The following is a 24,759-nucleotide window of genomic DNA, read 5'->3' on the forward strand; positions in this document are numbered from 1 at the left end:
GGTGATTATTATGAGTAAATATTTTGATTTAATTAAAGATAAATTAAAAGATAATTTTGATTTAAAGCATAGAGAAATAGAAACTGCTGGAGGCTTAATATATTTAATTTATATTGATGATTTATGTAATGTGAGTTTTATAAGTGAATACATTGTTACCCCTATAGTAGAAAATAAGGATATCATTAAAAGTGTGGAAAATCTTAAAAGAGGAATTTTACGTACGAATTCTGTAAATGATGTAAAGGATTTTAATGATGGCATTTTACATATACTATCTGGAGATGTATTAATAATATTAGAAAACGAAGAAAAAGCAATTTATTGCGAAGCAAAGGGTTTTGTAAAAAGAGCTATTGCAACACCTCAATCAGAAAATGTTTTAAAAGGCCCGAGAGAAGCCTTTGGAGAAGCCTTTGTGGATAATGTATCTTTAATAAGAAGAATAATTAAAAATCCCGATTTAAAATTTGAAAGTTTTTATATAGGAAAAAAATCGAATACAGTAGTGGTTATGGCTTATATTAAAGATGTGGCTGATGAAAGTTTAATAAATAAAGTAAAAGAAAAACTTGAAAAAATGGATAATGATTTTATTTTAGGTAGCAACTATGTATCTGAGGAATTGAGTAGCAACAAGAAAACCTTTTTCGATACCGTTGGCTCTACTGAAAAAGCAGATATCGCAGCCTCTAGACTACATGAAGGAAGAGTTGTAGTCATCGTAGATGGGTCGCCTTTTGTAACATCTATGCCCCATTTCTTTTTTGAAAACTTTCATGCCCCAGATGATTACTATCTTAATAAATATTATGCAAACTTTACTAGGATATTGAGGGAAATTGCTTTTTTGGTGGCTATGTTTTTGCCAGGCTTATATCTAGCTATAACAACCTATCATTTTTCCTTGATACCTTCAGTTTTTGTTTTTAGGCTTGCAGTATCTAGAGCTGGAGTCCCTTTTCCATCAGTAATAGAGCTGTTTTTAATGATATTTTTCTTTGCTATATTGAGGGAGTCAGGAATAAGGCTTCCTCAGCCCATAGGTCAAGCAGCTAGTATAGTAGGGGCTTTAATACTTGGAGATGCAGCCATTGGGGCAGGGCTAGCTTCTCAAATAGGACTAATAATTGTAGCAGTATCTTCTATATGCTCATTTTTAGTGCCAAAGCTATATGGACCTATTGCTTCTTGGAGTGTAATTATTATAATTTTTTCTTCTCTTTTGGGGCTACCAGGTTTTTACATAATACTTCATACTTTTATAGCTCATATGGCTAGCTTAGAATCTTTAGGTTATCCTTATCTATATCCATTAGGAACAGCTAAAGACTTTAAATTTAGAGATATTTTAATAAGAGGAGATTTAAAAAATATATCTAAAAACATAGGAAAGGATGATTTAAATGCTAAAAAGGCTAATTAGTATTATAATACTTTCCTGTTTTTTATTTACTGGTTGCTTTAATTACAATGATATAAATAGAGTACTATTTGCCACAAGTCTTATAATAGATGTAGACGAGGATAATAATCCTGTAATATATATAGAAACCTTTAAACCCTACAGAAGTGCTATGAGTGGTTCTGAAAAGGGAGAGAGAATTATTATTAAAGGGCAGGCTAAAACTATTTTTGAAGCAGTAAGAAATGCAGGTTTATCCTCTAGTTATAAAATAAATTTTACTCAAAACAAAGCTCTTATATTCACGGAAAAAGCTGCAGGATATGGAGTACATGATTTTGTAGATTTTATAGCAAGGGATCAAGAACTTATAATAAGACAATACATAGCAGTTTATGAAGGAGATGTAGAGAGGCTTTTAAAATCTAAAATAAAGGCAGAGGAGTATATAGGGATATTTTTGGCAGATCTAATACTAAATATCGGAACCTCATCAAGATCCGTAAAACTTAGTATTAATGACTATTTTAATATGAGGTTAATTCCCTCTAATGCCCCCGTAACTACTCTATTAAAGATGAGTGATGACCAATTAGAAGATTTAATAACTATAGATGGTGGAGCTGTATTTAAAGATGATAAGCTGGTGGATAAACTTCCTAGGGAGCGTAGTCAAGGTTTTAACTTTTTAGTTAACAAAGTTAAAACAGGTACTTTGGAAGTTCCTATTATTGAGGAAGAAAATAAATATGTTACCTTAGAAATAAGAAATAGTAAAACTAAAACTAAAATGGAGTATGACGGGGAAAAATTAAAGTTAATTAAAATTATTAAAGTAAGAACTACCTTTGGAGAAACACAATCTAATTTTGTATTTACTGATGAAACCTTACAGAAAATTGCAAAAGGAGCAGAAGATAATATAATAAGAGCCTGCAAAGATGTATTTGAAGAATATAAGAGTAAAGAATTAGATATATTTAACATACAAAGGGACTTTAACATTAAATATCCAAAGGCCAATAAAGAAAATATAATACGAGATACCTCTTTAGAAGTTAAAGTGGAAGTGGAAATAGAAGGTTCATCAACTAAGCTTGGCTTCCATTAACATATGATATAATATATCATATAATAAAGTAAGCAGTAATTTTGTAGAGGGTATTTAATATGGATAATAAAAAGTTAATGAGTTTGATTAAAAGAGGAGAAGGTAGAAAGGTAGACTTTAAGCAGATTCTAGATCTTGAATTAGAAGGAAATAGAAAAGAATTGGCTAAAGACATTTGTGCACTGGCCAATTCTAAGGGTGGAAGAGGATATTTAATTATCGGTGTTGAGGATAAGACTAAAAATATTCTAGGCACTGATGAGGGAAAATATAGCGAAGAACAAATCCAGCAAATTATAAGCTCTAGATGTGAACCTCCTATTCCCGTTTCTTTGGAATTTGTAAATATTGAAGATAAAAAGATTGGAGTAATAAACATTTATGATGGTCCTCAAAGGCCGTATCAATTAAGGGAAAATGGTGCTTTTTACATAAGAAGAGGTTCCACTACAGATACCATGAGGAAAGAAGAAATAATTTCTGCATTAAATGAAAATTTAAGCCTAAACATAGAGTTATCTCCTATTGTAAGAAGCAGTATTGATTTTATTGATAAGGATTTGGTGAAGAAATACTTTAATTTAAAAGGAATAGAAGTGGATGATAATAATATAGTTACTCTTATGGAAAATGCATCAATAATAACTTTTGACAAGGAAATAGGGAAATATTTAGCTACTTTAGGAGGTATTTTAGTTTTTTCAAAGGACAATAGTATATTTCTTCCTCACAATATGATTAAGATTGTGAACAATATAAATAAAAACTATGCTGATAATATAATAATAACTGGAAGTTTATTATCTATGCTAGATGAAGCTGAGGAATATTTAGTGAAAATACTTCCGAAAGATTATCCTGTAAAAGCAATACATGAAGGATTAAGTAATGCTATACTTTATAGAGATTACACATTATGTTGCAGTGAGATTGAAATAATTATAAATACTAATAGCGTATCTTTATTAAGTCCTGGGGTACTACTTAATGGAAAAGATATTAATACAAGCAAGTATTTAAAAAGAAATATGTGGATTTATGAAAAGTTAATAACTTTAGATAACAAAAAAAGATTTTTTAATACAGGAAGAGGATTTTTAAGAATGAAAGGATATTTTAAGGGAAAAGGCAAGGTTAGCTTTATAAACTCTATAAAAGATAACACTTTTAAAATTATTTATCCTGGAATTTATACAAAAAAAGATATGTAGAATTATGTAATATATAAGTAGGTTTTTGGGCATAATTGCCCAAAATACTTATTGCAAAAAAATTCAGAATATTATATAATCTATATTATAAAACCTAAAAAAATAAGTTAGGGGTGGTAATATGATTCAAGTACTTTGCGGCCAAAGAGGCGCAGGAAAAACAAAGGCATTAATAGAAATGGCAAACAAAAGGGTGGATGGAAATAAGGGTCATATCGTGTTTGTTGATGATGACAAGAGAATCATGTTTGAGCTTCATAGGGACATCAGATTTGTTTCTACAAGTGATTATAACTTAAGAAATCACCATAGTTTTTATGGTTTTTTGTGCGGCATACTTTCAAGTAATTATGATATTGATACCATTTTTGTAGATGGTTTAGCAAATATTATAAACCTTGATATAGAGGATGCTGCTTATTTATTTTATGAGCTAGAAGTTCTAGAGAAGGAATATGGTGTAGATTTTATAATTAGTGTAAATGAAGAAGAGATGGTAGAATGTATGAGAAAGTATGTTAAGGATTTAGTCGCCGTTTAATGGAGACCCTTTGATTAAGTAGAAAATAATATTATTAACATAGATAATTGATAAAGTGTATATTTTTATTGATAAAAAGCTAGGATTAAACCTAGCTTTTTTTGTAAGTAAAAGTTGATTAAAATAAGGTTTATATATATACTATAAAGAAGAAAATAATTACAAGACATAGAACTGGAGGGTTAAATATGACAAATGTATACGATATACTTTTAGAACGTGGATACATAAAACAAACCACTCATGAAGATGAAATAAAAGAGTTATTAGCTAAGGAGAAAGTTACTTTTTATATAGGATTTGATCCTACAGCAGATTCTCTTCATATAGGACACTTTTTACCATTAATGATGATGTCCCATATGCAAAAGGCTGGACATAGGCCTATTGCATTAGTAGGTGGAGGAACCGTTATGGTAGGAGATCCTTCTGGAAAAACAGATATGAGAAAAATGCTTACAATAGAATCTATTAATGAAAATGCAGAGGCTATAAAAAAACAGCTTTCAAGATTTATAGATTTTTCAAATGACAAAGCTATAATGGTTAACAATGCTGATTGGTTGTTGAAATTAAATTATGTAGAATTTATAAGAGACATAGGGGTTCACTTCTCCGTAAATAAAATGCTTACTGCAGAGTGTTTTAAACAAAGATTAGAAAAGGGTCTATCCTTTTTAGAATTTAACTATATGCTTATGCAAGGATATGACTTTTTAGAATTATATAAAAGATATGGCTGTACTATGCAATTAGGTGGAGATGATCAGTGGAGTAATATGTTAGCAGGAGCAGATTTAATTAGAAGAAAAGAAGGTAAACCTGCCTTTGCTATGACTTGTACTTTATTAACGAATAGTGAAGGAATGAAGATGGGTAAAACTGTAAACGGAGCTTTGTGGCTTGACAAAGAAAAGACCACTCCTTATGAGTTCTACCAATATTGGAGAAATGTTGATGACGCAGATGTGGAAAAGTGCCTAGCATTACTTACTTTCTTGCCAATGGAAGAGGTAAGAAGATTAGGGGGACTCCAAGGTTCGGAAATAAATGAAGCTAAAAAAGTTCTTGCTTACGAGGTAACGAAATTAATTCATGGAGAAGAAGAAGCTCAAAAAGCATCAGCGGCTGCGGAAGCTCTTTTTGGTGGGGGAAAAGATATGAGCAATGTTCCTACTTCATACATTACTAAAGCTCAATTAAATGCCTCGCTATTAGATGTATTGGTGGAAACAAAAATAATTCCATCTAAAGCAGAAGGAAAAAGATTAATACAACAAGGTGGATTAAATCTAAATGACAATAAAGTTACGGATATAAATGCTATTATTACTAAAGAAGATTTTCTTGACGGTAGTGCTATTATAAGAAGAGGCAAGAAAAATTACAACAGAATAGTGTTAGAATAAAATTGTATTTAAATAGCCTGAGGTTTTCCTCGGGCTATTATCATTATGATAATTAAAAGGATAAGAAAATGCTAAATATTAAGAATATGCTTGAAAAGTCAGACTATTATCATAATGATAAAATTTATCGTTATGATAATAGTCTTTTTATATATTTTTAGTAATAAAACCAGAAGATAGCTAATTATTAAAGATTTTTTTGTGTTGGCACGGATATTGCTTATAATAATTCTGCGAAATTAAATTACAAAGGAGGAGTTAAAGTTGAATAAAAAAATTATATGTAGTAAAAATGCACCTGCAGCCATAGGACCATATTCACAAGGAGTTAAATTTTCGAATTTAGTTTTTGTATCAGGTCAACTACCTGTTAACTCAGTTACAGGAGAAATACCAAATAGTATAGAAGATCAGACTAAGCAATCCCTTGAGAATGTAATAGCAGTATTAAAAGAAGAAGGCTTAACACTTAAGGATGTGGTAAAAACTACAGTGTTTTTAAAGGACCTAGAAAACTTTTTAAAAGTTAATGAAATATATGGTCAGTATTTTGAAGGCTTTTATCCTGCAAGAAGCTGTGTAGAAGTAGCAAGGCTTCCAAAGGATGCTCAAATAGAAATTGAGGTTATAGCAGTTAAAGAATAGCATAAAAATTATTATGGAGGTACGAAGGCATGTTAGAAAAGAATTTAATAAAATACGTATTCAATGATAAGGCTAGAAATGATGATTGTAAAAAGGCAGATACGGATTTTATTTCAGATGAAGTAATTGGAAAGGTAAGAGATTTTCATAAAAGTTTCTCAGAGTATTCAGTTACTCCATTACACAAGCTAGATAATCTAGCTAAAGAATTAGGAGTTAAGAGTATATTTTTAAAAGATGAATCCTATAGATTTGGACTTAACGCATTCAAGGTATTAGGAGGGTCTTATGCTATAGGCAAATATCTAAGTGAAAAGCTTGGAATGGATATTTCAGAGGTTTCCTTTGATTTGTTAAGATCAAAAGAAATTAAAGAGAAGCTGGGCGACATAACCTTTGTAACTGCCACAGATGGAAATCATGGAAGAGGAGTAGCATGGGCAGCTAATCAACTAGGACAAAAGTCAGTAGTTTATATGCCAAAGGGCTCATCCGAAACTAGACTTCAAAACATCAGAAAAGAAGGAGCAGAAGCTAGTATCATAGAGGGAAACTATGACGATGCAGTTAGACTTTCTGATGAAATGGCTAAAAAGCATGGATGGGTAGTAGTACAAGATACTGCTTGGGAAGGATATGAAGATATTCCTACATGGATAATGCAAGGGTATGGAACTTTAATTCATGAAGCTATGGAGCAGCTAGTGGAATATGGAGTAGATAAACCAACACATGTACTTGTACAAGCTGGTGTAGGATCCTTTGCTGGAGCAGTACAAGGGTATTTAGCATCGAAATTTGGAGAAGAAAGACCAATTACAATAGTGGTAGAGCCAGACCTAGCACCTTGTATATATGAGTCTGCAAAGCTAGGGCAAAGACATATAGTTACAGGAGACATGCAGACAATAATGGCAGGACTTGCCTGCGGAGAACCAAATACAATAAGCTGGGAAGTTTTAAAAGATTACTCTGATGCATATTTCTCTTGTCCAGATTATGTAGCAGCAAGAGGAATGAGAATACTTGGAAGTCCACTTAAAGGAGACTCACAAATAATATCAGGAGAATCAGGTGCAGTAGGAGCTGGAGTAATAAGTCTACTTATGGAAAAGGACTATTACAAAGATTTAAGAGAAAAATTAGGATTTAGCGAGGACTCAAAAATACTTATAATAAGTACAGAAGGGGATACAGATCCAAAGAAATATAGAGATATAGTATGGGATGGAGACAACACTTCAATTTAATAAATAAATTTTTTTTAGAGGAGGACTGTAAATGTTATCAGTAGAAAAACAAGAAAAAGTTGTTAAGGTATGTCAAGAGCTTATACAAGCTAAAAGTTACTCAGGTGGAGAAGAAGTAGTAGTAGAAAGAATAAAAAAAGTATTCAACGAATTAGGATTTGATGATTTCTATGTAGATGAATATGGAAATATAGTAGGACACATAAAAGGAAATAAACCAGGTAAAAAAGTATTGTTCGATGCTCACATAGATACTGTAGAAGTTTCAGATCCATCAAAATGGACAGTAGAACCTTTTGCCGCAGAAATAAAAGATGGAAAGATATATGGAAGAGGAGCCTCTGATATGAAAGGCGCTCTTGCAGCTATGATTTGTGGAGTAGCAAGCTTTGCAGAAGCTACAAAGAAAGATTTCGCTGGTGAAGTTTATGTTGCAGGAGTTGTTCATGAAGAATGCTTTGAAGGGGTTGCAGCAAGAAAAATTAGCGAAAGAGTAAAGCCTGATTATGTTGTAATTGGAGAAGCTTCAGAATGTAACCTAAAAATAGGACAAAGGGGAAGAGCAGAAATAGTTGTTGAAACTTATGGAAAACCTGCTCACTCAGCAAATCCACAAAAGGGAATAAATGCTGTATATAAGGCTTCAAAACTTATTGACAGAGTAAGAGAAATGGAAATGACCTATGATGAGGAATTAGGAAATGGAATACTTGAACTAGTTGACATTAAATCTGCACCGTACCCAGGAGCTTCAGTAGTACCTGACTACTGCAAAATCACTTATGACAGAAGACTTTTAGTTGGAGAAAGTAAAGAGAGTGTATTAAAGCCAGTATTAGATTTAATTGAAGAAATGAAGAAAGAAGATCCAGAATTTGATGCAAAAGCTTTCTATGCAAAAGGTACCGAAAAATGCTACACAGGCGAAATAATCTCTGATGAAAGATTCTTTCCAGGATGGAAATATTCAAAGGAAGAAGATTTTGTAAAAAATTCCTTCAACTCATTAGTAGAATCAGGATTAAACCCAGTAATAACTTATTATTCCTTCTGTACAAACGGAAGCCATTATGCAGGAGAAGCTGGAATAAAGACCATTGGATTTGGACCATCAAGGGAAAATCTAGCTCATACAATTGATGAATATATAGAGATAGAACAATTAGCAAAAGCCACTGTAGGTTATGAAGCGATAACAAAAGCTTTATTAAAATAAATAAAAAAATACAAGGGGGAAACTAATATGAACAGTACACAAATTACAGCATTGGTAATAATTTTGTTATACATGGCGGCAACGGTTATCATTGGTCTTGTTGTATCAAATAGTAAAAAGAAAAAGTCAGAAAAGCAAAGTAACGATGATTTCTTGATGGCAGGTAAATCATTAGGACCTATAGTTCTTGCAGGTACACTCTTTGCAGCTAACACTGGGGGAGCTAGTACTACAGGTGTTGCAACAAATGTTTATAAATATGGACTATCAGCAAGCTGGTATGTTATTGCATCGGGTATAGGATTCATTTTGGTTTCATTTATCGCTCCTTATTTCAGAAGAACATCTGCTAATACTGTTCCAGAAATAATCAAAAAAAGATATGGAAAACCATCACATATTTTTACAGCTATTACTTCCATTGCTGCTTTATTTATGGCGACAGGTGCACAGATAATAGCTACTGCTTCAATAATTAACGTTGTTACAGGACTTCAATTTAAGACAGCGGCTATAATTACTACAATAGTTGTTATTCTTTACACAATGGTAGGAGGTTTTACCTCTGTTACAGCAACAAACATTATGCACGTTTTATTTATAACCGTTGGTATGGCAATTGCTATGGTTATAATTGTTAACAACAGTGCCGTTGGAGGTTTCTCAGCACTATTTGAAAAAGCTAGGGCACTTACTGATAATTCAGGGAATAACCTTAATCTTACTAGTATGACTAAGGTAGGAATTCCAACTATAATCGGATATATTGCTATGTATTTCATGACTTTCCCAACAGGACAGGAAATAGTACAAACTTATTGTTCTGCAAAAGATGGAATGTCCGCTAAGGTAGGTTCTGTTATAGCTGGTGTTATATCCGCTGCTTATGCTATCGTTCCTGGTATAATAGGTCTAGTAGCTTATGTATGTATTGATGGTTATGCAGCAGGCGGTGCGCAGAAAAATGCTTTAGCACAAGCAACACTAACATTTGCTCCTGCTGTGGTTGCAGGTATAGTACTTGCAGCTATCGTAGCAGCAACTATGAGTAGTGCTTCTGGTAATATGATAGGTACTGCTACAATGTTTACTAACGATATTTTTACACCTTATTTAAATAAAGGCGTTAAAGATGATAATAAAGAAGTTTGGGTTTCTCGTATAACAATGGTAGTAGTAGGACTTGTGGGACTTGTAATTTCTATAACAGCTTCAAATATCATTAGCGTTATGATGGGAGCCTTCGCACTGAGAAGTGCAGGACCTTTCGCGGCATTTATCTGTGGTATCTTCTATAAAAATGTTACAGAAAGGGCAGGATTCATATCAATTGTTGCAGGTACTTTAGTTGCTGGAATATGGATTTACGGATTTAAAACACCTTGGGGATTAAATGCAATGGTTCCTGGTGGTATCGTAGCTTTCATAGTAATATTCCTTGTATCAGCAATAGATAGAAAACTTGGTATTAAACCTGCAAAACCACTAGAACTTGATTAACAACTATAGAGACAATTCAGAAAGGGGTTAGTATTATGGCTAAATTATTAATTAAGAATGGTATAGTAATTGATGGTACAGGAAAAGAAAGATTTAAAGCCGATATAGCAGTTGAGAACGATATAATAGTTAAAATAGGTGAAATATCAGAAGAGAACTTTGATAGAGTTATCGATGCAGCTGGTAAAGTAGTAACACCAGGATTCATAGATACTCACAGCCACTCAAGTATGCTTTTATTTAAAGACGCTTTCTTAACACCTAAGATTCGTCAAGGTATTACTACAGAATTAGTAGCTCAAGATGGTATGGGACCAGCTCCAGTTAATGAAGAAACTCTATCACCTTGGATTAAGGCTATGAAAGGTTTAGAAGGAGAATATCCAGTAGAGTGGACTTGGAGAAGTGTAGCAGATTATCTAGAATTAATCGAAACTTTAGATTTAGGTCCAAATATTGCATACCTTGCACCACATGGAAATGTAAGAATGGTATCTATGGGACTAGACAACAGAAAGCCAACGGAAGAAGAAATGAAATTAATGCAAAAAAATCTTGCTAAAGCAATAGATGAAGGTGCATTTGGTATGTCAACAGGTATGATTTATCCACCATGTTGCTATGCTGAAATTGATGAATTTATAGAGCTAGGAAAAGTTTTACATGAAAAAGGTGGAGTATTTGTAACTCATCAAAGAAGTGAAGCTGATTCAATCCTAGATTCAATGGAAGAAATATTAACAATAGGAAAAGAAAGTGGATGTAAGGTACATTTCTCACACTTTAAAGTTTGTGGTAAAAACAACTGGGACAAATTCCCTAAGGTTTTAGCTAGACTTGATAAGGCTAAAGAAGATGGAATGACAGTATCCTTTGACCAATATCCATATGTAGCAGGAAGTACAATGATGAGCGTTATACTTCCACCTTGGGTACATGATGGAGGCACAGATAAATTAATTGAAAGATTAAAAGATGAAAAGTTAAGAGAAAAGATGATAGAAGATATAAATAATGGCATTCCAGGATGGGACAACTTTGTTGACTTTGCTGGTCTTGAAGGAATATTTGTTACATTCGTTGGTTCAGAAAAGAACCAGGCTGTAGTAGGTAAAAACCTTGTTGAAGTTGGACAAATTAAAGGCAAAGATCCATTAAATGCAATATTTGATGTAATCATGGAAGAAGAAAATATAGTAGGATTAGTGGACTTCTATGGTACAGAAGAACACGTAAAATTAATAATGAGCCGTCCAGAACAAAATGTTTGTACAGATGGAATCATGGGAGGAAAACCTCATCCAAGACTACATGGTGCGTTTCCAAGAGTACTGGCTAAATATGTAAGGGAAGAAAATGCATTTACATTAGAAACAGCAATTCACAAAATGACAGGAAAATCTGCTGCAGTACTTGGCTTAACAGACAGAGGGGTATTAAAAGAAGGACTAGCAGCTGATATAGTAGTATTTGATCCGGAAAAGATACAAGATACAGCTGATTATACAGATCCAATTCAATATCCATTAGGAATTGATTATGTATTAGTAAATGGTAAGGTTTTAATCAATGAAGGGGAACCACAACCTCAAAAAGCTGGTAAAGTTCTAAAGTTTAAAAAGAGGTAATAAGTACAATTAAATATTTGAAATACTAATTTATAGTTAGTGTTTTAAAAGGAACAGCCCCCTATGGTAAACCTATGCCATAGGAGGCTACTTTACTTAGCTAGGGTTTACATTATGACATTTTATAGAAGTAACTAGAAAAGGTGGGAATTATATGAAAAAATATATTTCTATTAGAACTAAGTTTGTTAGCGGAGTTCTAGTAGTATCATTAATATCTTATTTTTTATGTGGTTTATATTTAAACAACGTTATTACAAATAATATAAATAACACTACACTCCAAAATACAAACAAAACATTATCAGAAGTTGCTAGATATATAGAGTCTTCCATTCTTAATCCTATGACAGAAAACGTGAAAATGATTGCTACTGATGAAAGAGTGCTAAATATTGATAATACGTTAAATACATACACTAAGTTTGACTCTAATAATTTTGTTTATAAAAATAGTAATACAGAAATAGCAATTAGTAAATATTTCGAGAGTGTTAAAAATTCCCATAAAGATATAGGTTTTATATTTTATGGAACAGAATATAGCGGATATATGGAGTATCCTAAATTTTCTCCATCAAAACCATATAATCCGAAGGAAAGACCTTGGTATAAAGATTCTTCAATAAATAAAGGTACATCTTTAATTGGAACTCCTTATCTTACATCGGTGTCTAAAGAAATGATATTAAGTATTACTCATCCAGTTGAAAAAAATGGAGTGTTACAAGGGGTTGTTGGAATAGGAGTAAAATTAGAAAGTCTTCAAAAAACCATAGAAAGTATTCAAATAGGAAAGACAGGTTACTTAATAGTTTTAGATAAAAATAATACAATTATTGCAAATCCAAAACATAAAGATTGGATATTAAAAACACCAGATGAAATAGGAGTGGAAACTTTAAAGGAACTGGAGAGTAAAGTAGGGATTAGTACAGATTATGTAGCAGATGGAATTCATCAAGTAATGAATGTAGCAATTTCACCTTCTAATGGATGGAAAATAGTTTCCGTCATGGATTATTCAGAAGTTATAGAACAAGCTCGTTCTCTTACAATAACCATTGCAGTAGTTTTTACAGTTACCTTAATTCTTGTTCTTCTTATGATAGGTTTTGTTTCTAAAAAATTAATCTTACCGATACATTCTTTAATTAAAACAATGAAGGAAGTAGAAAATGGTAATTTAGACGCAGTAAGTACAATTAAATCTAATGATGAATTAGAATTATTAAGTGATGGATATAATGCAATGATTGGAAAAGTTAAAGGGATAATACATTCGGCAGAAAATATTATCAATGATGTTCAAATTTCTGCAAACGAATTAAAATCTCTTTCAATGACAAATACAGATGTGTTTTCTGACATTACGGATTCATTAGGTCAAATAAATATTAGCATGACTAGCCAAACCTATGATTTACAAGATATCAATAAAGCTTCAGAAATTATTTCGGAAAACTCAAATAAGTTAGTAAAGCTATTTGAAAATATGAAAAACGCTTCTAATGATGTGATTGAAGTAAGTAAGAAAGGAAAAGAAGTGATTCTAACCCTTAAAAATAAGTCAAGTGAAACTGAAAATCTCACTCATTGTTTATCTAATAGAGTATTAAAATTGGAAGAAAATATAAAAAAAATAAGCGTCATTATCGATACTATTACAAATATTTCTTCTCAAACTAATCTATTAGCTTTAAATGCTGCTATAGAAGCTGCTCGTGCTGGTGAATCGGGGAAAGGATTTGCTGTAGTAGCTGATGAGGTAAGAAAGCTTGCAGAGCATTCTTCAAATTCTGCTTCTGAGATTAATAGCATTGTAACAGAAATTCAAAAAGAATCCTTAAATGTGATAAAAGAAATGAATAATATATCTCAGTTTGTACATTCTCAAAATGATTCTGTTAATGATACCGATAATGCTTTTACTAACATCCAATTTGCTTTAAATGAAGTTATAGAAAAAATTTCCCTTTCCTCTGAAACTTCATTAGAAATGTCTACTCAAATTGATGGTACACTTAAAAATATTGACTCTTTATCGAACATATCAGCAGAAACACTTGCTTCTGTTGAAGAAATATCCTCTGCCTCTAATCAACAAATAACAAGTATGGAACAGGTGGTTAGGGTTTCAAACAATTTAGAGAAACACATTAACAATTTAAAAGAACATATATAATAGAAAAGAGTGCTGAGACTAGTTCACAGCACTCTTTGCTGTTATAATAATTAAGAAAGTATAAAAATTTTAGAACCTAAAGGAATTGAAAATGATTAGAATGCTTTGTGAAGTGAAAGGTTCTGTAAATGCATACCCTTTCATAATCTATATATCATATTTCCACATAATTATAGCATCCTCACCATTGTCGCTATAATAATTTTTCCTAATTCCTTCGTTAGTAAATCCAAACTTCTTATAAAGGTTTTGTGCAGAAGTATTTGATGCTCTAACCTCTAAAGTCATATGATGAATTGCATAGTCCTTACATTGCTCCATGAGTTCTTTTAGTAGGTAAGAACCAACCCCTAGAGATCTAAATTTAGGGTGGACGGCTATGTTAGTTATGTGACCTTCATCTAATATAAGCCAAGTACCAGCATATCCTATAACTTCGTTATCTTTTAAGGCTACAATGTATAAAGAATTTTCATTTACTATTTCATTTTCTATAGCAGCTCTGCTCCAAGGTATAGGAAAACATAAAGAGTTAATTAGGCATATACCATCTACATGACTTAAAGTAGCAATATTAATATTAAACTCCATGCTTGTTTTCATACTCCCTTTCGGCTTGAGACTTTCTTAAATATATAGGAGCAAAGGTATTTATATCTTCCCAATGCTCTGATTTTATAAGCTCCATGCCTAATTTTCCTAAAGATGAGGCTTTTGCCACATTTAAAAAATTGGGTGCAAAATAACTGTCATTAACAGAAGTCTTCAATTTCTCTTTAAACTTTTCTATCTCTCCAACAAAAGTAATCTTTTCATCGTAGCTATTTAAAATCCCTATTAATTCTTCTATGGATATAGCAGAGTAGTCAATTAATCTTTCTAGCTTTTCTCCATTAAATTTATATATAGAAGTATAAACATTATCTCTTAAAGCGTCTAAAACAGGGCATATTATACCATCAGTGTATGCCATGTTAAAGGCTAAGGAATCTAGGGTTGAAACAGAAACAAAGGGTTTGTTTGAGCCTGCACTTAATCCCTTAATAGTTGCAGCACCTATTCTAAGACCAGTAAAGGAACCAGGACCTTTAGATACTGCAAAGCCATCTAAATCACTAAGTTTAAGGTTTAAATTTGTTAATAAATAATCTATTATGTTCATTAAGACAATTGAATGTTGTTTTGTATAATTAAAAACTACTTCTCCAAGGAGTTTGTCGTCTTCTAATATAGCACAAGTTGCAGACTCTGTTGCAGAATCTAAACTTAAAATTTTCATATTTTTATCTCCTTTACGTATGCATATCTATGGCCAGAGTAATTTATAGTTATTTTACGATAATCTTCATTTTTGGGGATTTTTTCAATAACTATAGACATATGTTCCTTAGGAATAAGTTCTTCTATGTAGTTTGCCCATTCAATAATACTTACTCCATTAGAGAAAATATATTCATCAAAGCCAATGGCAGCTATTTCATCAGGGTCATTTACTCTATAAACGTCAAAATGATTCATTTTCAATCTGCCAGTATCATATTCATTTACAATATTAAAAGTAGGGCTGGTTATATGCTCATTTATACCAAGACCTTTAGCAATGCCTTTAGTCATATGGGTTTTTCCAGTACCTAAATCACCTATAAGACATATAATATCACCTTCATTGCAAAGGGTGCCTATTTGAAATCCGATATTTAAAGTTTTTTCAACACTATCAATAATAAATTCCATTTAATTTACCTGCCTTCTAAATACCATTATATCCAATTAATTTTTTTAAATTCCCTAAAGCATAAGGACATATAAGATTTTTATTACACATTTCGTCCATTATTCTAATTGCTTTCTCTATTGAAAATCCATTTTTATATGGTCTATTTTCAGTAAGAGCTTGAAATATATCACAAATTGCCATTATTCTAGATTCCTCAGATAAATCCTCGGCTCTTAGAGCCCTAGGATATCCAGTTCCATTTAACTTCTCGTGATGGTTACAGGCCCAATTACTTATATCAGGAATGTCTTGAATTCTATCTAAAATAATTTTAGAATAATAAACATGAGACTTTATAATTTTAAATTCATCTGGAGATAAACCAGAAGCCTTGTTTAAAATTTTTACTGGTATTGCAAGCTTACCAATATCGTGAAGAAGTCCTGCAATTTTCATTTTCCTGCATTTTTCCTCATCATAATTTATAGATTTTGAAAGGTTATAAGCTAAATCTGCGATACTTACTGAATGAGACGCAGTATGGTTATTTTTATTATCTATTATATTAGAAAAAATATAAGCTATTTTTTCTAATTGAGCTAAATTTATAGTTTGATTTATTTTTGGAGCTACAGAATCTAAGATAAAGCCCATGGAGTTTAAGTTTTCTAAATTAAACCAAAAGGCATCTTTCTTAGAACATCTTAAAAAAGCATCTTTAATCTCTGAAGAATAAATTTTATCTGAGTATTCTCTAATCCACTTAATAATTCTATCTTTTTGAACTAAAGAGGGTTTTGCTTCATTAAAGTTAAGCTCTATTAAATCTGCAATTCTTATAAGTTGGCTTTCTATAGGTATACTATTTCCACTTAGCTTTAGAGCTCCAGAGCCATCGAAGTTTTCATGATGACAAAGAATTATGTTAGACAAGCCGTTTAATAAAGGGAAGTCCTTAGTTATTTTACTTCCTATTACAGAATGTTCATAAATAAAATCATGTGAATAGTGGCTTATATTAAAAAAATTAGTAGCACCTATATCATGTAGCAATGAAGATATATACACCATTTGAAGTGTATTCTCAGGTAGGTTTAATTCTCTACCTATTTCAAGAGCCACATAGCATGTCCTTAATGAATGATTCATAAAATTATGTTTAGTATAATTTATATTAGATACTTCTTCAATTATATTTGTTCCATCAACGGAGCTCATTTGAGATAAGTCTAGAGCAATAGAGATTGCTCGAATTACCTTGTTTAAGCTGATTTCCATATAGTACCTCACTTATAAAAAAATATTTAACATAATATTACCACAACCCATGGTAATATTAAACATTAATTTGCATTGAGTATATAACTTAGGTAAAATATATATCATAAAGTAATTTACGAGGTGAAATGATTTGAAAAAATTTAAATATATATTTCTTATTTTAATAATTACAAGTATATTATGGGGTTGTGAAAATGGAAATGACAATATTAATATAGATTTAAAGGTAAATAAAGATAATGATGTAATATTAAATATAATGACCACAGATAAAATGCTATTTTATATGACTAAGGATGTAGTAGGCGATAAGCATTTAGTTGAATTTATGTTTAGAAATAGAGAAGAAGAATTAAATTACTCTTTTTCTGAAGATGCTATAAGCAATATAAGTAAATATGATTTGTTTATATATAATGGAGAAGGGCTTGAGCCTTGGGCTAGTGACTTTGTAGGAAAACTTAGTAAAGGGAAGTTAGGAATAATAAATCTTTCTCGAGGAATAAACATACTTTCTTATAGTAGTAATATAAAGTACAAAGGGTATATCTTTAAGGAAAATCCTTATTACTGGATGAATATAGATAATTATAAAATAGCTCTGCTTAATATTAAAAACGCTATACAGGATAAAGATCCTAAAAATAGAGAGTTTTATGAAAAAAACTTTAATGATACGTTAAAGGATTTAGATGATTATGAAAAGATTATGAAAGAGATAAGCTCAGCCTTTAAGGACTTAGATACATATTATGTTGAAGAAGATTTAGAGTATTTCCTAAAGTATTTAAATATAAAAAGTGTAAAATTAGAAGAAGACAAGAAATTTGAAATATCTAAAGAAAAGTTTTTCTTCTATTATGATGAAAAAAAATTAGAAGAAATGAAAGATGCAATTAATAAGTATAATCTTGTACCTGTAAAAATACTAATCCACAAGGAAGATGCAAAGTACATAGATATCGTTAAACTTAATTTAGATGTTTTAAGCAAGATTGTTCCAGCAAAGGAGGAGAAAAAATAGTGTTCTTTTTCGGAATAATGGGGATAGAGGAGAGAAAGAAGTCAATTAAATATATTCAAAATATAATATGTAAAAGTTGCGAAGTTATGTCCTCCTACGAATTAATAAAAATCTACACAATATTTCACTTTTTCTTTATTCCTTTAGCAAAGTTTAATAAGAAGTATTATATAGTATCGCGATGCTGTGATTCAGTATTTCTCCTAGCTAGTGATATTGGTGAAAGAATAGAAAATGGCGAGAATATACATATTGAGGATTCCTATTTGAAAGAAGTTCATGTAAACAGAAATAGAAAGAATGTGTGCAATAGTTGTGGTAGAGAAATTGATGAAACATTTCAGTTTTGCCCACATTGTGGAGGAAAGTTATAAAAAAATTTTTTAAGGACTAAATAATTAAAAGTGGTTGACGAGTATAGGGGCTTATGCTATAATAAAATTCGTCACTACATAGGGGTATAGCTCAATTGGTAGAGTAGCGGTCTCCAAAACCGTTGGTTGTGGGTTCGATTCCTACTGCCCCTGCCAAAAAAGACTAGGAAATTTAAGAGTTCCTAGTCTTTTTTATATATTTATAGTTAAAGTTGATATAAAGTTAGAATAAAATATCTCGAAGACGAGCAACGATTTCTGGATCAAATTGACTTCTGGCATTTCTTTCTAATTCCAATAGAGCTTCCTCTCTTGTAAGAGTTGCTCTGTAAACTCTTTTTATAGTCATGGCAGAAAAGGCATCTGCAATTTGAATAATTCTAGCTTCTATAGGGGTATCACATCCTAAAATTCCATAAGGATATCCTTTCCCATCATAACGTTCATGGTGATACTTAATTCCATCTTTTACAAAGTTGGATAATTCAAAGTCATATTCTTCTTTTGTTAATCTACCTCTTTTTCTTTCCTCTATTAACTTTTGTCTAAAGTAAAAAAATAAGAATCCTAGGATTAAAGCGTTTATAATTATTAAATTTATTATTGTTTGAAATATTCATACATAAAATAAATTATACTGATTTAGGTAACATATTTTTACAAATTACCTATTTTCAACTATGTTGACATGTGATATAATTAATATAAATTAGGGAAAAATGTAGAAAAAGCAAAAAAAACCTCATATTACCACGAATATTTATGAAAGGGAGTTGAAAAGGTGGAACTAGTTAAAAATTTAAAAATCAAAACTAAATTGATAGCTTCTTATTTACTGTTGACTTTAATAATTGGAGTTATAGGAAGCTTAGGGGTTTATGGCACCAAAACAATGAGTAGTAACTCTGGGAAGATGTACGGATACAATTTAAGAAGTATTAATCTATTGCATTCAATAAATGAGAATTTATTAGAGATTCGTTCTGAATTACAAGGTATAGTATTCGTTAGTGAAAAGGACGATTCTAAAACTAAAAGTGAAAGAGCGAAAAACATTGGCACTTTAACGGAAAAAAATACTGAATTAATTGAAGAATATGAAAAGGATTGTTTAGCGGAAAAGGAAAAGGAAAAGTGGGGAAAGTTTAAGGAAAATCTAAAAATATATAGGGAAAAACGTCAGGAGTTAATTGATTTATCATTACAAAATAGACAAGGTGAAGCTACTGAAAGATGGAATAGTGTTTTAACCATTAGAGATGAAATGAGTAAATTATTAGGTGAATTAATAGATATGAATGAAAAAGATGCTGAGGATACAAATATACAAAACCTTGGTATATATAACAAAATCAGTTTGATAATGTATGCTACCATCGCAATTACCGTTATACTTGCATTTATAATTGGGCTAATTATATCAAAATATATAGGAAATTCAATAAAGCTTGGTGTTGAATTTGCAGAAGCTATTGGAAATGGAGATTTATCTCAGAGTATTAATTTACATAGCAAAGATGAATTTGGACAACTTTCTAAGGCATTAAACAATGCAAAAGATAATATAAAAGTACTTATTCAAAATATAATGAATCAATCTAGAGAAATGAATAGAATGAGTAGTGAATTATATTCTACAGTAAATGATATAAACTCGAAGATGCAAAGTATAAATAGTTTTACGAAGGATATAGTAAAGGAAACCCAGGAATCATCTGCTATAGCTGAAGAAGTTTCAGCCTCTGTAGAAGAAATAAATGCTGGAGTTAATCAGCTTTCAACTAAAGCTACAGATGGAAGCGGTGAATCTATGAAGATAAGAGATAGAGCAGAAACCATAAGGGATAAGGGATTTGCCTCAAGGGAATATGCGGTAAAGCTTTATGATAATAAGCAAGAGAATATCATGAAGGCTATTGAGGAAGGTAAGGTTGTGGAAGAAGTAAAAATCATGGCAGATTCCATAGCTCAAATAGCTGAACAAACCAATCTGCTTGCACTAAATGCAGCTATAGAAGCAGCTAGAGCGGGGGAACAAGGTAGAGGTTTTGCAGTAGTTGCAGATGAGATTAGAAAGCTTGCAGAGCAATCTTCCAATAATGTTAATAGTATAAAGGGTGTAATAGAAAAGGTGCAAAATGCATTTAAAAATATATCTTTAAATTCTCAAGATGTACTAGAATTTGTAGACAAAGATGTGAGAGGGGACTACGATCTCTTAGTGCAAACAGGAGATAATTATGAAAAAGATGCTCAGTTTGTAAGCGATATGTCTGAGGACATAGCATCTATGTCCGAAGAAATTAATTCAACAGTGGAGGAAATCTCAAAGGTAATTCAAAGTATAGCCTTCTCTACGCAGGTTACCTTTGAAAATTCTAATAACATATTAGGAAATATAATTGAAGCTACAGAAGGAGTTAATCAAGTAGTAGAAGCTACTAAGAATCAAGCTGAAGTATCTAATGAATTAAATAAATTAATAGAGCAATTTAAAATGTAGTTTTAACGGCGTTCCATTAAGGGAGCGCCGTTGTTTTTATAATTAAACAATCACTGACGTTTTTTATCTTTTGGATTTAAAAAGTTTGGTCTTTCTTTAGATGATTTAATATTGCTCATAATATAATTCTTCATATCATTGTAGTTAAATGGGGAAACAGGAGCTGTATATGGTATGCCAAAACTATTTATGGAGGCTATTTTAATTATTATTAATGTATATCCCATAATAAAGCCAAATAGTCCAAATACACCAGTGAGAAAAATCATCATAAATTTTAGTAATCGTATTGAAGCCATAATAGTATAATCAGGCATAGCAAAAGAACACATTAATGATAGGGATACAATTATAACAATAAGTGGACTTACAAGTCCGGCTGAAACTGCCGCTTGACCTATTACAATAGTTCCTACTATACCAATGGCAGGGCCTATTGCTTTAGGAAGTCTTATGCTTGCTTCCCGTAATAATTCAACTATTATCTCCATTAGGGTAACTTCTACTAATGCATTTACAGGAACTGTGACCCTTGAAGAGGCAAGGGTTAGAATATATTGAGCCGGTAAAATATCTGCATGAAAGGCAACTACTGCAACATACAAAGCTGATAGACTAAGGGTTGTGGTCAAAGCAAGAAATCTCAGTGACTTTGTAAAAATTCCTACATATATACTATCGTAATGATCATCACCTGCATCTAAAAATTCAATAAAACTTTTAGGAGCTATTAATGCTAAATTACTACCATCAACAATTATACATACTTTTCCCTCTAATATATTTGCGCAGGCTGAGTCAGATCTTTCACTAATACCTATTTGAGGAAATAGCGTATTGTTTTTTTCAGATATAAATTTTTGTATATATCCTGATTCCATAATTCCATCTATATGTATATTATTTAATTTCGATTTTATCTCTTCTACATATTTTGAATTGGCAATATCCTTTATATAAATTACTGCTACAGAGGTTTTGGTTCTTACCCCAACTTTAAAATAATCTATTTTTAAAGCTTTATCCTTTATTCTATATCTTATAAGAGATATATTTGAATCAATGCTTTCAGTGAAAGCGTCCTTGGGAGAACGTATGGAACTTTGTATTTCTGGAGATTCAGTAGTCCTTTTTTCAACTTTAAAGGTGTTAGCTATTATATATTCATTGCTATTTAAAAGTATAATTATTGTTTTACCTTCTAAAAGATAGTCGGCGATTTTAGATTCATCTAATTCAACAATAATATCATCTACAAACATAATTGAACTTACTATTTTTTCGATAGTGGGCTTCGATGTATAATTATATTGCAATAAAGGCTTTATTATATTATTGGAAAGGCTATTTCTATCAGTAAGTTGTTGTATGTAAATTATAAAAACATCTTCATCTACAAGTTTTAAATTTCTTATGCATATATCTGTAATATTAGTTTTAATATCGTCTATTATTTGTATATACTTATTTTCCTTATTCATAATAACAATCCTCTAATTATTCTTAGTAGGTTCAGTTTCAAATAGATTAAAATTAACAATTTTTAATTCAACATCAACATTAAAATTTGCCTTTAGATATTCTTCTTGCCAATTAATATTTTTATATATATTATAATTATCTGCTTTGAAATATTTGCCAAAGCCAAATATATCACACTGAAATTCTGTTTGAGAACGTTCTATAGCAGAAAGTACAGCTTTTTTTATGTTATTTGAAAGTTCTTCTTCTAAAGTTTTAATATCATCACTATTTATGGACTCCATATAATATGGATATATAAGCTGAGTATTAATGTTTAGTTTCATGTCTATATTAACTTTATTATCAACGTAACTGGTAGTTATTTTTCTTTTCTTTAAAATTGATTTTAAGGACAATGGATTTTCAATATTCCTAGGATGAGAAATAACATTTTCATGTTTAGTTTTTTCCCCTAATATTAATAAGTAACCAATACTATCTCTGCTATCGATAATTCCAACTAATTTTGAATCTTTCATTGCAGCCAATCCAAGGTACTTTATAGAATCATTTTCCTTTGTTATATATGGGATTACATATCCAATATCTTTAAATTGTATACTAGATTGTATATCTTGAAGGGTTGTATATATACTCATTCCTTCTCTTTCAAGGGTTCTTATAGTGTTTTCTATGGCATACCCCACAGAGATGTCATTTTTTACTGGCTTCAAAAATAAGTCTCTAGTAGGTTCCATGCAGGCAGTAATTAGAAGAGACTTTCTCATGCCAGGAAGAAAATCAATTCTATTTATATAGGACTCAATTCCTTTTTGGGCATATTTCTTGCTAAAGGTAATTACTCTTAGTGCACCAGAAAAATCTTCAGAAGGTACATGTGTATCAAAATCAAATCTAGCTTTTTCAAAATTATAACCCGTTGATTGAAAAAAATATGTATCTGATAGCTGAGCTTCTCCTTCAGTTGCACTTGATTTAGAAGTAAGATTTGCAATTCTTCCAGTAATCTCTACGTTGCCATTAATTTCATCTACTCCTACGGAAAGAGTAATACTTCTTCGATTTATATCATTATAATCCCAGCATCCTGTTAATAATGCAGGTATTATTAAGATGAGAATTAGTTTAATGTATTTTTTTGCCATGGTTTTTCACCTTCGTCATTATCAATAAAATAAAGGGTATTATTAATGTTGTTACAATGCCTAAATAACCGCTAAATTTAAGCAACTGTTCTACATCCTTTGTAGTTTTGGGGATTTGAGAAGCTATAAAAGATATTATTACTACAAGTTTTATTAAGGTATTATATTGTAAGTTTTTAAAAAACTTATTTATACAAAGTGTTAATACATATCCCCATATAGAGATACTACAAATTATATTCATTGACCAATAAATTATATATATACCATCAAGTCTTCTAAAAAATTCGAGATAGGGTACGTCTAAACCTTTAACTACAGAAAATAAAGGAGTTTTGTAATGTATTATAGATTCAACTCCAATTACGGAAATACTTGATTCTACAGTATAAAAATATAAAAGGGTTATAAAAAACAAGGTGCAAATTGTGTATTTTAATATTTTTTTATTGTATTTTCTATTAATAGGAATAAAAAAAAGAATTTCCATTCCTAAGAAAGGGAAAACTAATTTAAATGAGTCTTTTATGTAGCTAACTATGCTTTTAGATATAAAAAGAGGTCTTATGTTTACTAACTTCCCTTGACTAGCTAATATAGTATTCAAGAAAATAAAGCCTAAAAGACTCATAAATCCATAAAGTAGACTAATTCTTCCGATGGTCGGTAGTCCTTTTGATAGTGCATAGTATATAACTATAAAAAACAATAGTGAAATTGACCATACAGGAGTTCTATTTAAAATAGTTAGATTTATAGTTTCTGCATATATTCTAGTAAGCATGGTAAAGCTTATAAAAAAGTATATTATATAGATTGTCAAAAAAATATAGGTAAATATTTTACCCACTAATATTTCGCTGAATTCATAAAAGACCTTATCTTCATGAACATAAGAAATATAAGTAATCATATAAGTAACTATAATTGCTACACTGCCCATAATAAACATAGAAATCCATCCGGAAGTTCCAGAAGCCTCTGCTACAGTTTTGGGAAGATTAATAACGCCGTATCCAACAATTACACAGTAAAGTACAAAGGATATTTCTTTATTTGTTAGTGAGTTATTCATTTATTTTCCCCCTTGTATAATATAGCTAAAGTATATCCATTTTTACGAATAAAA

At 30.9% G+C, this 24,759-nt stretch carries 22 protein-coding genes and 1 tRNA gene; 15 read left to right on the plus strand and 8 right to left on the minus strand.

The annotated features are described in order from the left end of the window. Positions 1-10 precede the first annotated feature (10 nt). The 11 genes from ABDZ69_RS01530 to ABDZ69_RS01580 all read left to right on the plus strand — a co-directional run bounded on the left by ABDZ69_RS01530 (position 11) and on the right by ABDZ69_RS01580 (position 14,101). Positions 11-1,426, plus strand: a complete 1,416-nt coding sequence (locus ABDZ69_RS01530) for a spore germination protein (RefSeq protein ID WP_343765740.1) — start codon at positions 11-13, stop codon at positions 1,424-1,426. Further along, positions 1,407-2,516, plus strand: a complete 1,110-nt coding sequence (locus tag ABDZ69_RS01535; protein ID WP_343765742.1) for a Ger(x)C family spore germination protein — start codon at positions 1,407-1,409, stop codon at positions 2,514-2,516. The genes ABDZ69_RS01530 and ABDZ69_RS01535 overlap by 20 nt, the downstream gene beginning before the upstream one ends. 59 nt (positions 2,517-2,575) lie before the next feature. Next, the gene (locus ABDZ69_RS01540) at positions 2,576-3,727 is read left to right on the plus strand and encodes an AlbA family DNA-binding domain-containing protein (protein WP_343765744.1); all 1,152 of its coding nucleotides are present in this window, start codon (positions 2,576-2,578) and stop codon (positions 3,725-3,727) included. A 121-nt stretch (positions 3,728-3,848) separates the two neighbouring features. After that, complete coding sequence (locus tag ABDZ69_RS01545) at positions 3,849-4,268, plus strand: hypothetical protein (RefSeq protein WP_343765746.1); 420 nt, start codon at positions 3,849-3,851, stop codon at positions 4,266-4,268. Positions 4,269-4,456: 188 nt separating this feature from the next. Beyond that, positions 4,457-5,677, plus strand: coding sequence for a tyrosine--tRNA ligase (gene tyrS, locus ABDZ69_RS01550; RefSeq protein WP_343765748.1), 1,221 nt, complete (start codon positions 4,457-4,459; stop codon positions 5,675-5,677). A gap of 264 nt (positions 5,678-5,941) precedes the next feature. Further along, positions 5,942-6,322 (plus strand): RidA family protein, encoded by a 381-nt coding sequence (locus ABDZ69_RS01555; RefSeq protein WP_343765750.1) that lies wholly within the window; start codon positions 5,942-5,944, stop codon positions 6,320-6,322. A 29-nt stretch (positions 6,323-6,351) separates the two neighbouring features. Then, entirely contained in the window at positions 6,352-7,572 is a 1,221-nt protein-coding gene (gene dpaL / locus ABDZ69_RS01560) for a diaminopropionate ammonia-lyase (protein WP_343765752.1), read from the plus strand. 31 nt (positions 7,573-7,603) lie between these two features. Continuing rightward, positions 7,604-8,788 (plus strand): YgeY family selenium metabolism-linked hydrolase, encoded by a 1,185-nt coding sequence (locus ABDZ69_RS01565; protein WP_343765754.1) that lies wholly within the window; start codon positions 7,604-7,606, stop codon positions 8,786-8,788. Between the two features lie 27 nt (positions 8,789-8,815). Then, positions 8,816-10,288 carry a sodium:solute symporter family protein gene (locus ABDZ69_RS01570; RefSeq protein ID WP_343765756.1) on the plus strand — a complete coding sequence of 491 codons (1,473 nt, stop codon included), beginning with the start codon at positions 8,816-8,818 and terminating at the stop codon, positions 10,286-10,288. A gap of 35 nt (positions 10,289-10,323) precedes the next feature. Beyond that, on the plus strand, positions 10,324-11,916 hold the full coding sequence (locus tag ABDZ69_RS01575) for an N-acyl-D-amino-acid deacylase family protein (protein WP_343765758.1): 1,593 nt from the start codon (positions 10,324-10,326) through the stop codon (positions 11,914-11,916). A gap of 154 nt (positions 11,917-12,070) precedes the next feature. Then, positions 12,071-14,101, plus strand: a complete 2,031-nt coding sequence (locus tag ABDZ69_RS01580; protein ID WP_343765761.1) for a methyl-accepting chemotaxis protein — start codon at positions 12,071-12,073, stop codon at positions 14,099-14,101. Between the two features lie 147 nt (positions 14,102-14,248). Here ABDZ69_RS01580 and rimI read toward each other — a convergent pair whose 3' ends face one another. From rimI to ABDZ69_RS01600, 4 genes are read right to left on the minus strand one after another with little or no spacing between them, the layout of a single operon-like run. Further along, positions 14,249-14,692: a ribosomal protein S18-alanine N-acetyltransferase gene (rimI, locus tag ABDZ69_RS01585; RefSeq protein WP_343765764.1), complete on the minus strand. Its 444-nt coding sequence runs from the start codon at positions 14,690-14,692 to the stop codon at positions 14,249-14,251. Continuing rightward, positions 14,682-15,380 carry a tRNA (adenosine(37)-N6)-threonylcarbamoyltransferase complex dimerization subunit type 1 TsaB gene (gene tsaB / locus ABDZ69_RS01590; protein ID WP_343765768.1) on the minus strand — a complete coding sequence of 233 codons (699 nt, stop codon included), beginning with the start codon at positions 15,378-15,380 and terminating at the stop codon, positions 14,682-14,684. The genes rimI and tsaB overlap by 11 nt, the downstream gene beginning before the upstream one ends. Continuing rightward, positions 15,377-15,835, minus strand: coding sequence for a tRNA (adenosine(37)-N6)-threonylcarbamoyltransferase complex ATPase subunit type 1 TsaE (tsaE, locus tag ABDZ69_RS01595; RefSeq protein ID WP_343765771.1), 459 nt, complete (start codon positions 15,833-15,835; stop codon positions 15,377-15,379). The genes tsaB and tsaE overlap by 4 nt, the downstream gene beginning before the upstream one ends. Before the next feature lie 16 nt (positions 15,836-15,851). Continuing rightward, positions 15,852-17,096 (minus strand): HD domain-containing phosphohydrolase, encoded by a 1,245-nt coding sequence (locus ABDZ69_RS01600; protein ID WP_343765774.1) that lies wholly within the window; start codon positions 17,094-17,096, stop codon positions 15,852-15,854. 133 nt (positions 17,097-17,229) lie between these two features. On the opposite strand from ABDZ69_RS01600, the gene ABDZ69_RS01605 reads away from it, so the two are divergent. The 3 genes from ABDZ69_RS01605 to ABDZ69_RS01615 all read left to right on the plus strand — a co-directional run bounded on the left by ABDZ69_RS01605 (position 17,230) and on the right by ABDZ69_RS01615 (position 18,653). Further along, the gene (locus ABDZ69_RS01605) at positions 17,230-18,123 is read left to right on the plus strand and encodes a metal ABC transporter substrate-binding protein (RefSeq protein WP_343765776.1); all 894 of its coding nucleotides are present in this window, start codon (positions 17,230-17,232) and stop codon (positions 18,121-18,123) included. A gap of 17 nt (positions 18,124-18,140) precedes the next feature. Then, positions 18,141-18,497, plus strand: coding sequence for a zinc ribbon domain-containing protein (locus ABDZ69_RS01610; RefSeq protein ID WP_343765779.1), 357 nt, complete (start codon positions 18,141-18,143; stop codon positions 18,495-18,497). An 80-nt stretch (positions 18,498-18,577) separates the two neighbouring features. Further along, positions 18,578-18,653 (plus strand) — tRNA-Trp (locus tag ABDZ69_RS01615). 67 nt (positions 18,654-18,720) lie between these two features. Here the strand turns inward: ABDZ69_RS01615 and ABDZ69_RS01620 are convergent. Continuing rightward, positions 18,721-19,113, minus strand: coding sequence for an HD-GYP domain-containing protein (locus ABDZ69_RS01620; RefSeq protein WP_343769550.1), 393 nt, complete (start codon positions 19,111-19,113; stop codon positions 18,721-18,723). Positions 19,114-19,278: 165 nt separating this feature from the next. Between ABDZ69_RS01620 and ABDZ69_RS01625 the strand changes: the two genes are divergently transcribed. Further along, entirely contained in the window at positions 19,279-21,000 is a 1,722-nt protein-coding gene (locus tag ABDZ69_RS01625; protein WP_343765782.1) for a methyl-accepting chemotaxis protein, read from the plus strand. Between the two features lie 50 nt (positions 21,001-21,050). Here the strand turns inward: ABDZ69_RS01625 and ABDZ69_RS01630 are convergent, their stop codons facing one another. Genes ABDZ69_RS01630 through ABDZ69_RS01640 form a run of 3 tightly spaced genes read right to left on the minus strand, consistent with a single transcriptional unit; the run spans position 21,051 to position 24,705 of the window. After that, positions 21,051-22,481 carry a spore germination protein gene (locus ABDZ69_RS01630; RefSeq protein WP_343765785.1) on the minus strand — a complete coding sequence of 477 codons (1,431 nt, stop codon included), beginning with the start codon at positions 22,479-22,481 and terminating at the stop codon, positions 21,051-21,053. A 12-nt stretch (positions 22,482-22,493) separates the two neighbouring features. Beyond that, positions 22,494-23,630: a Ger(x)C family spore germination protein gene (locus ABDZ69_RS01635; RefSeq protein ID WP_343765788.1), complete on the minus strand. Its 1,137-nt coding sequence runs from the start codon at positions 23,628-23,630 to the stop codon at positions 22,494-22,496. Next, a complete protein-coding gene (locus ABDZ69_RS01640) occupies positions 23,611-24,705 on the minus strand; it encodes a GerAB/ArcD/ProY family transporter (protein ID WP_343765790.1) in 1,095 nt (364 codons plus the stop codon). The genes ABDZ69_RS01635 and ABDZ69_RS01640 overlap by 20 nt, the downstream gene beginning before the upstream one ends. Between the last annotated feature and the right edge of the window lie 54 nt (positions 24,706-24,759).

This window comes from Clostridium malenominatum, from assembly GCF_039521365.1.
GTDB lineage: Bacteria > Bacillota > Clostridia > Clostridiales > Clostridiaceae > Clostridium_AW > Clostridium_AW malenominatum.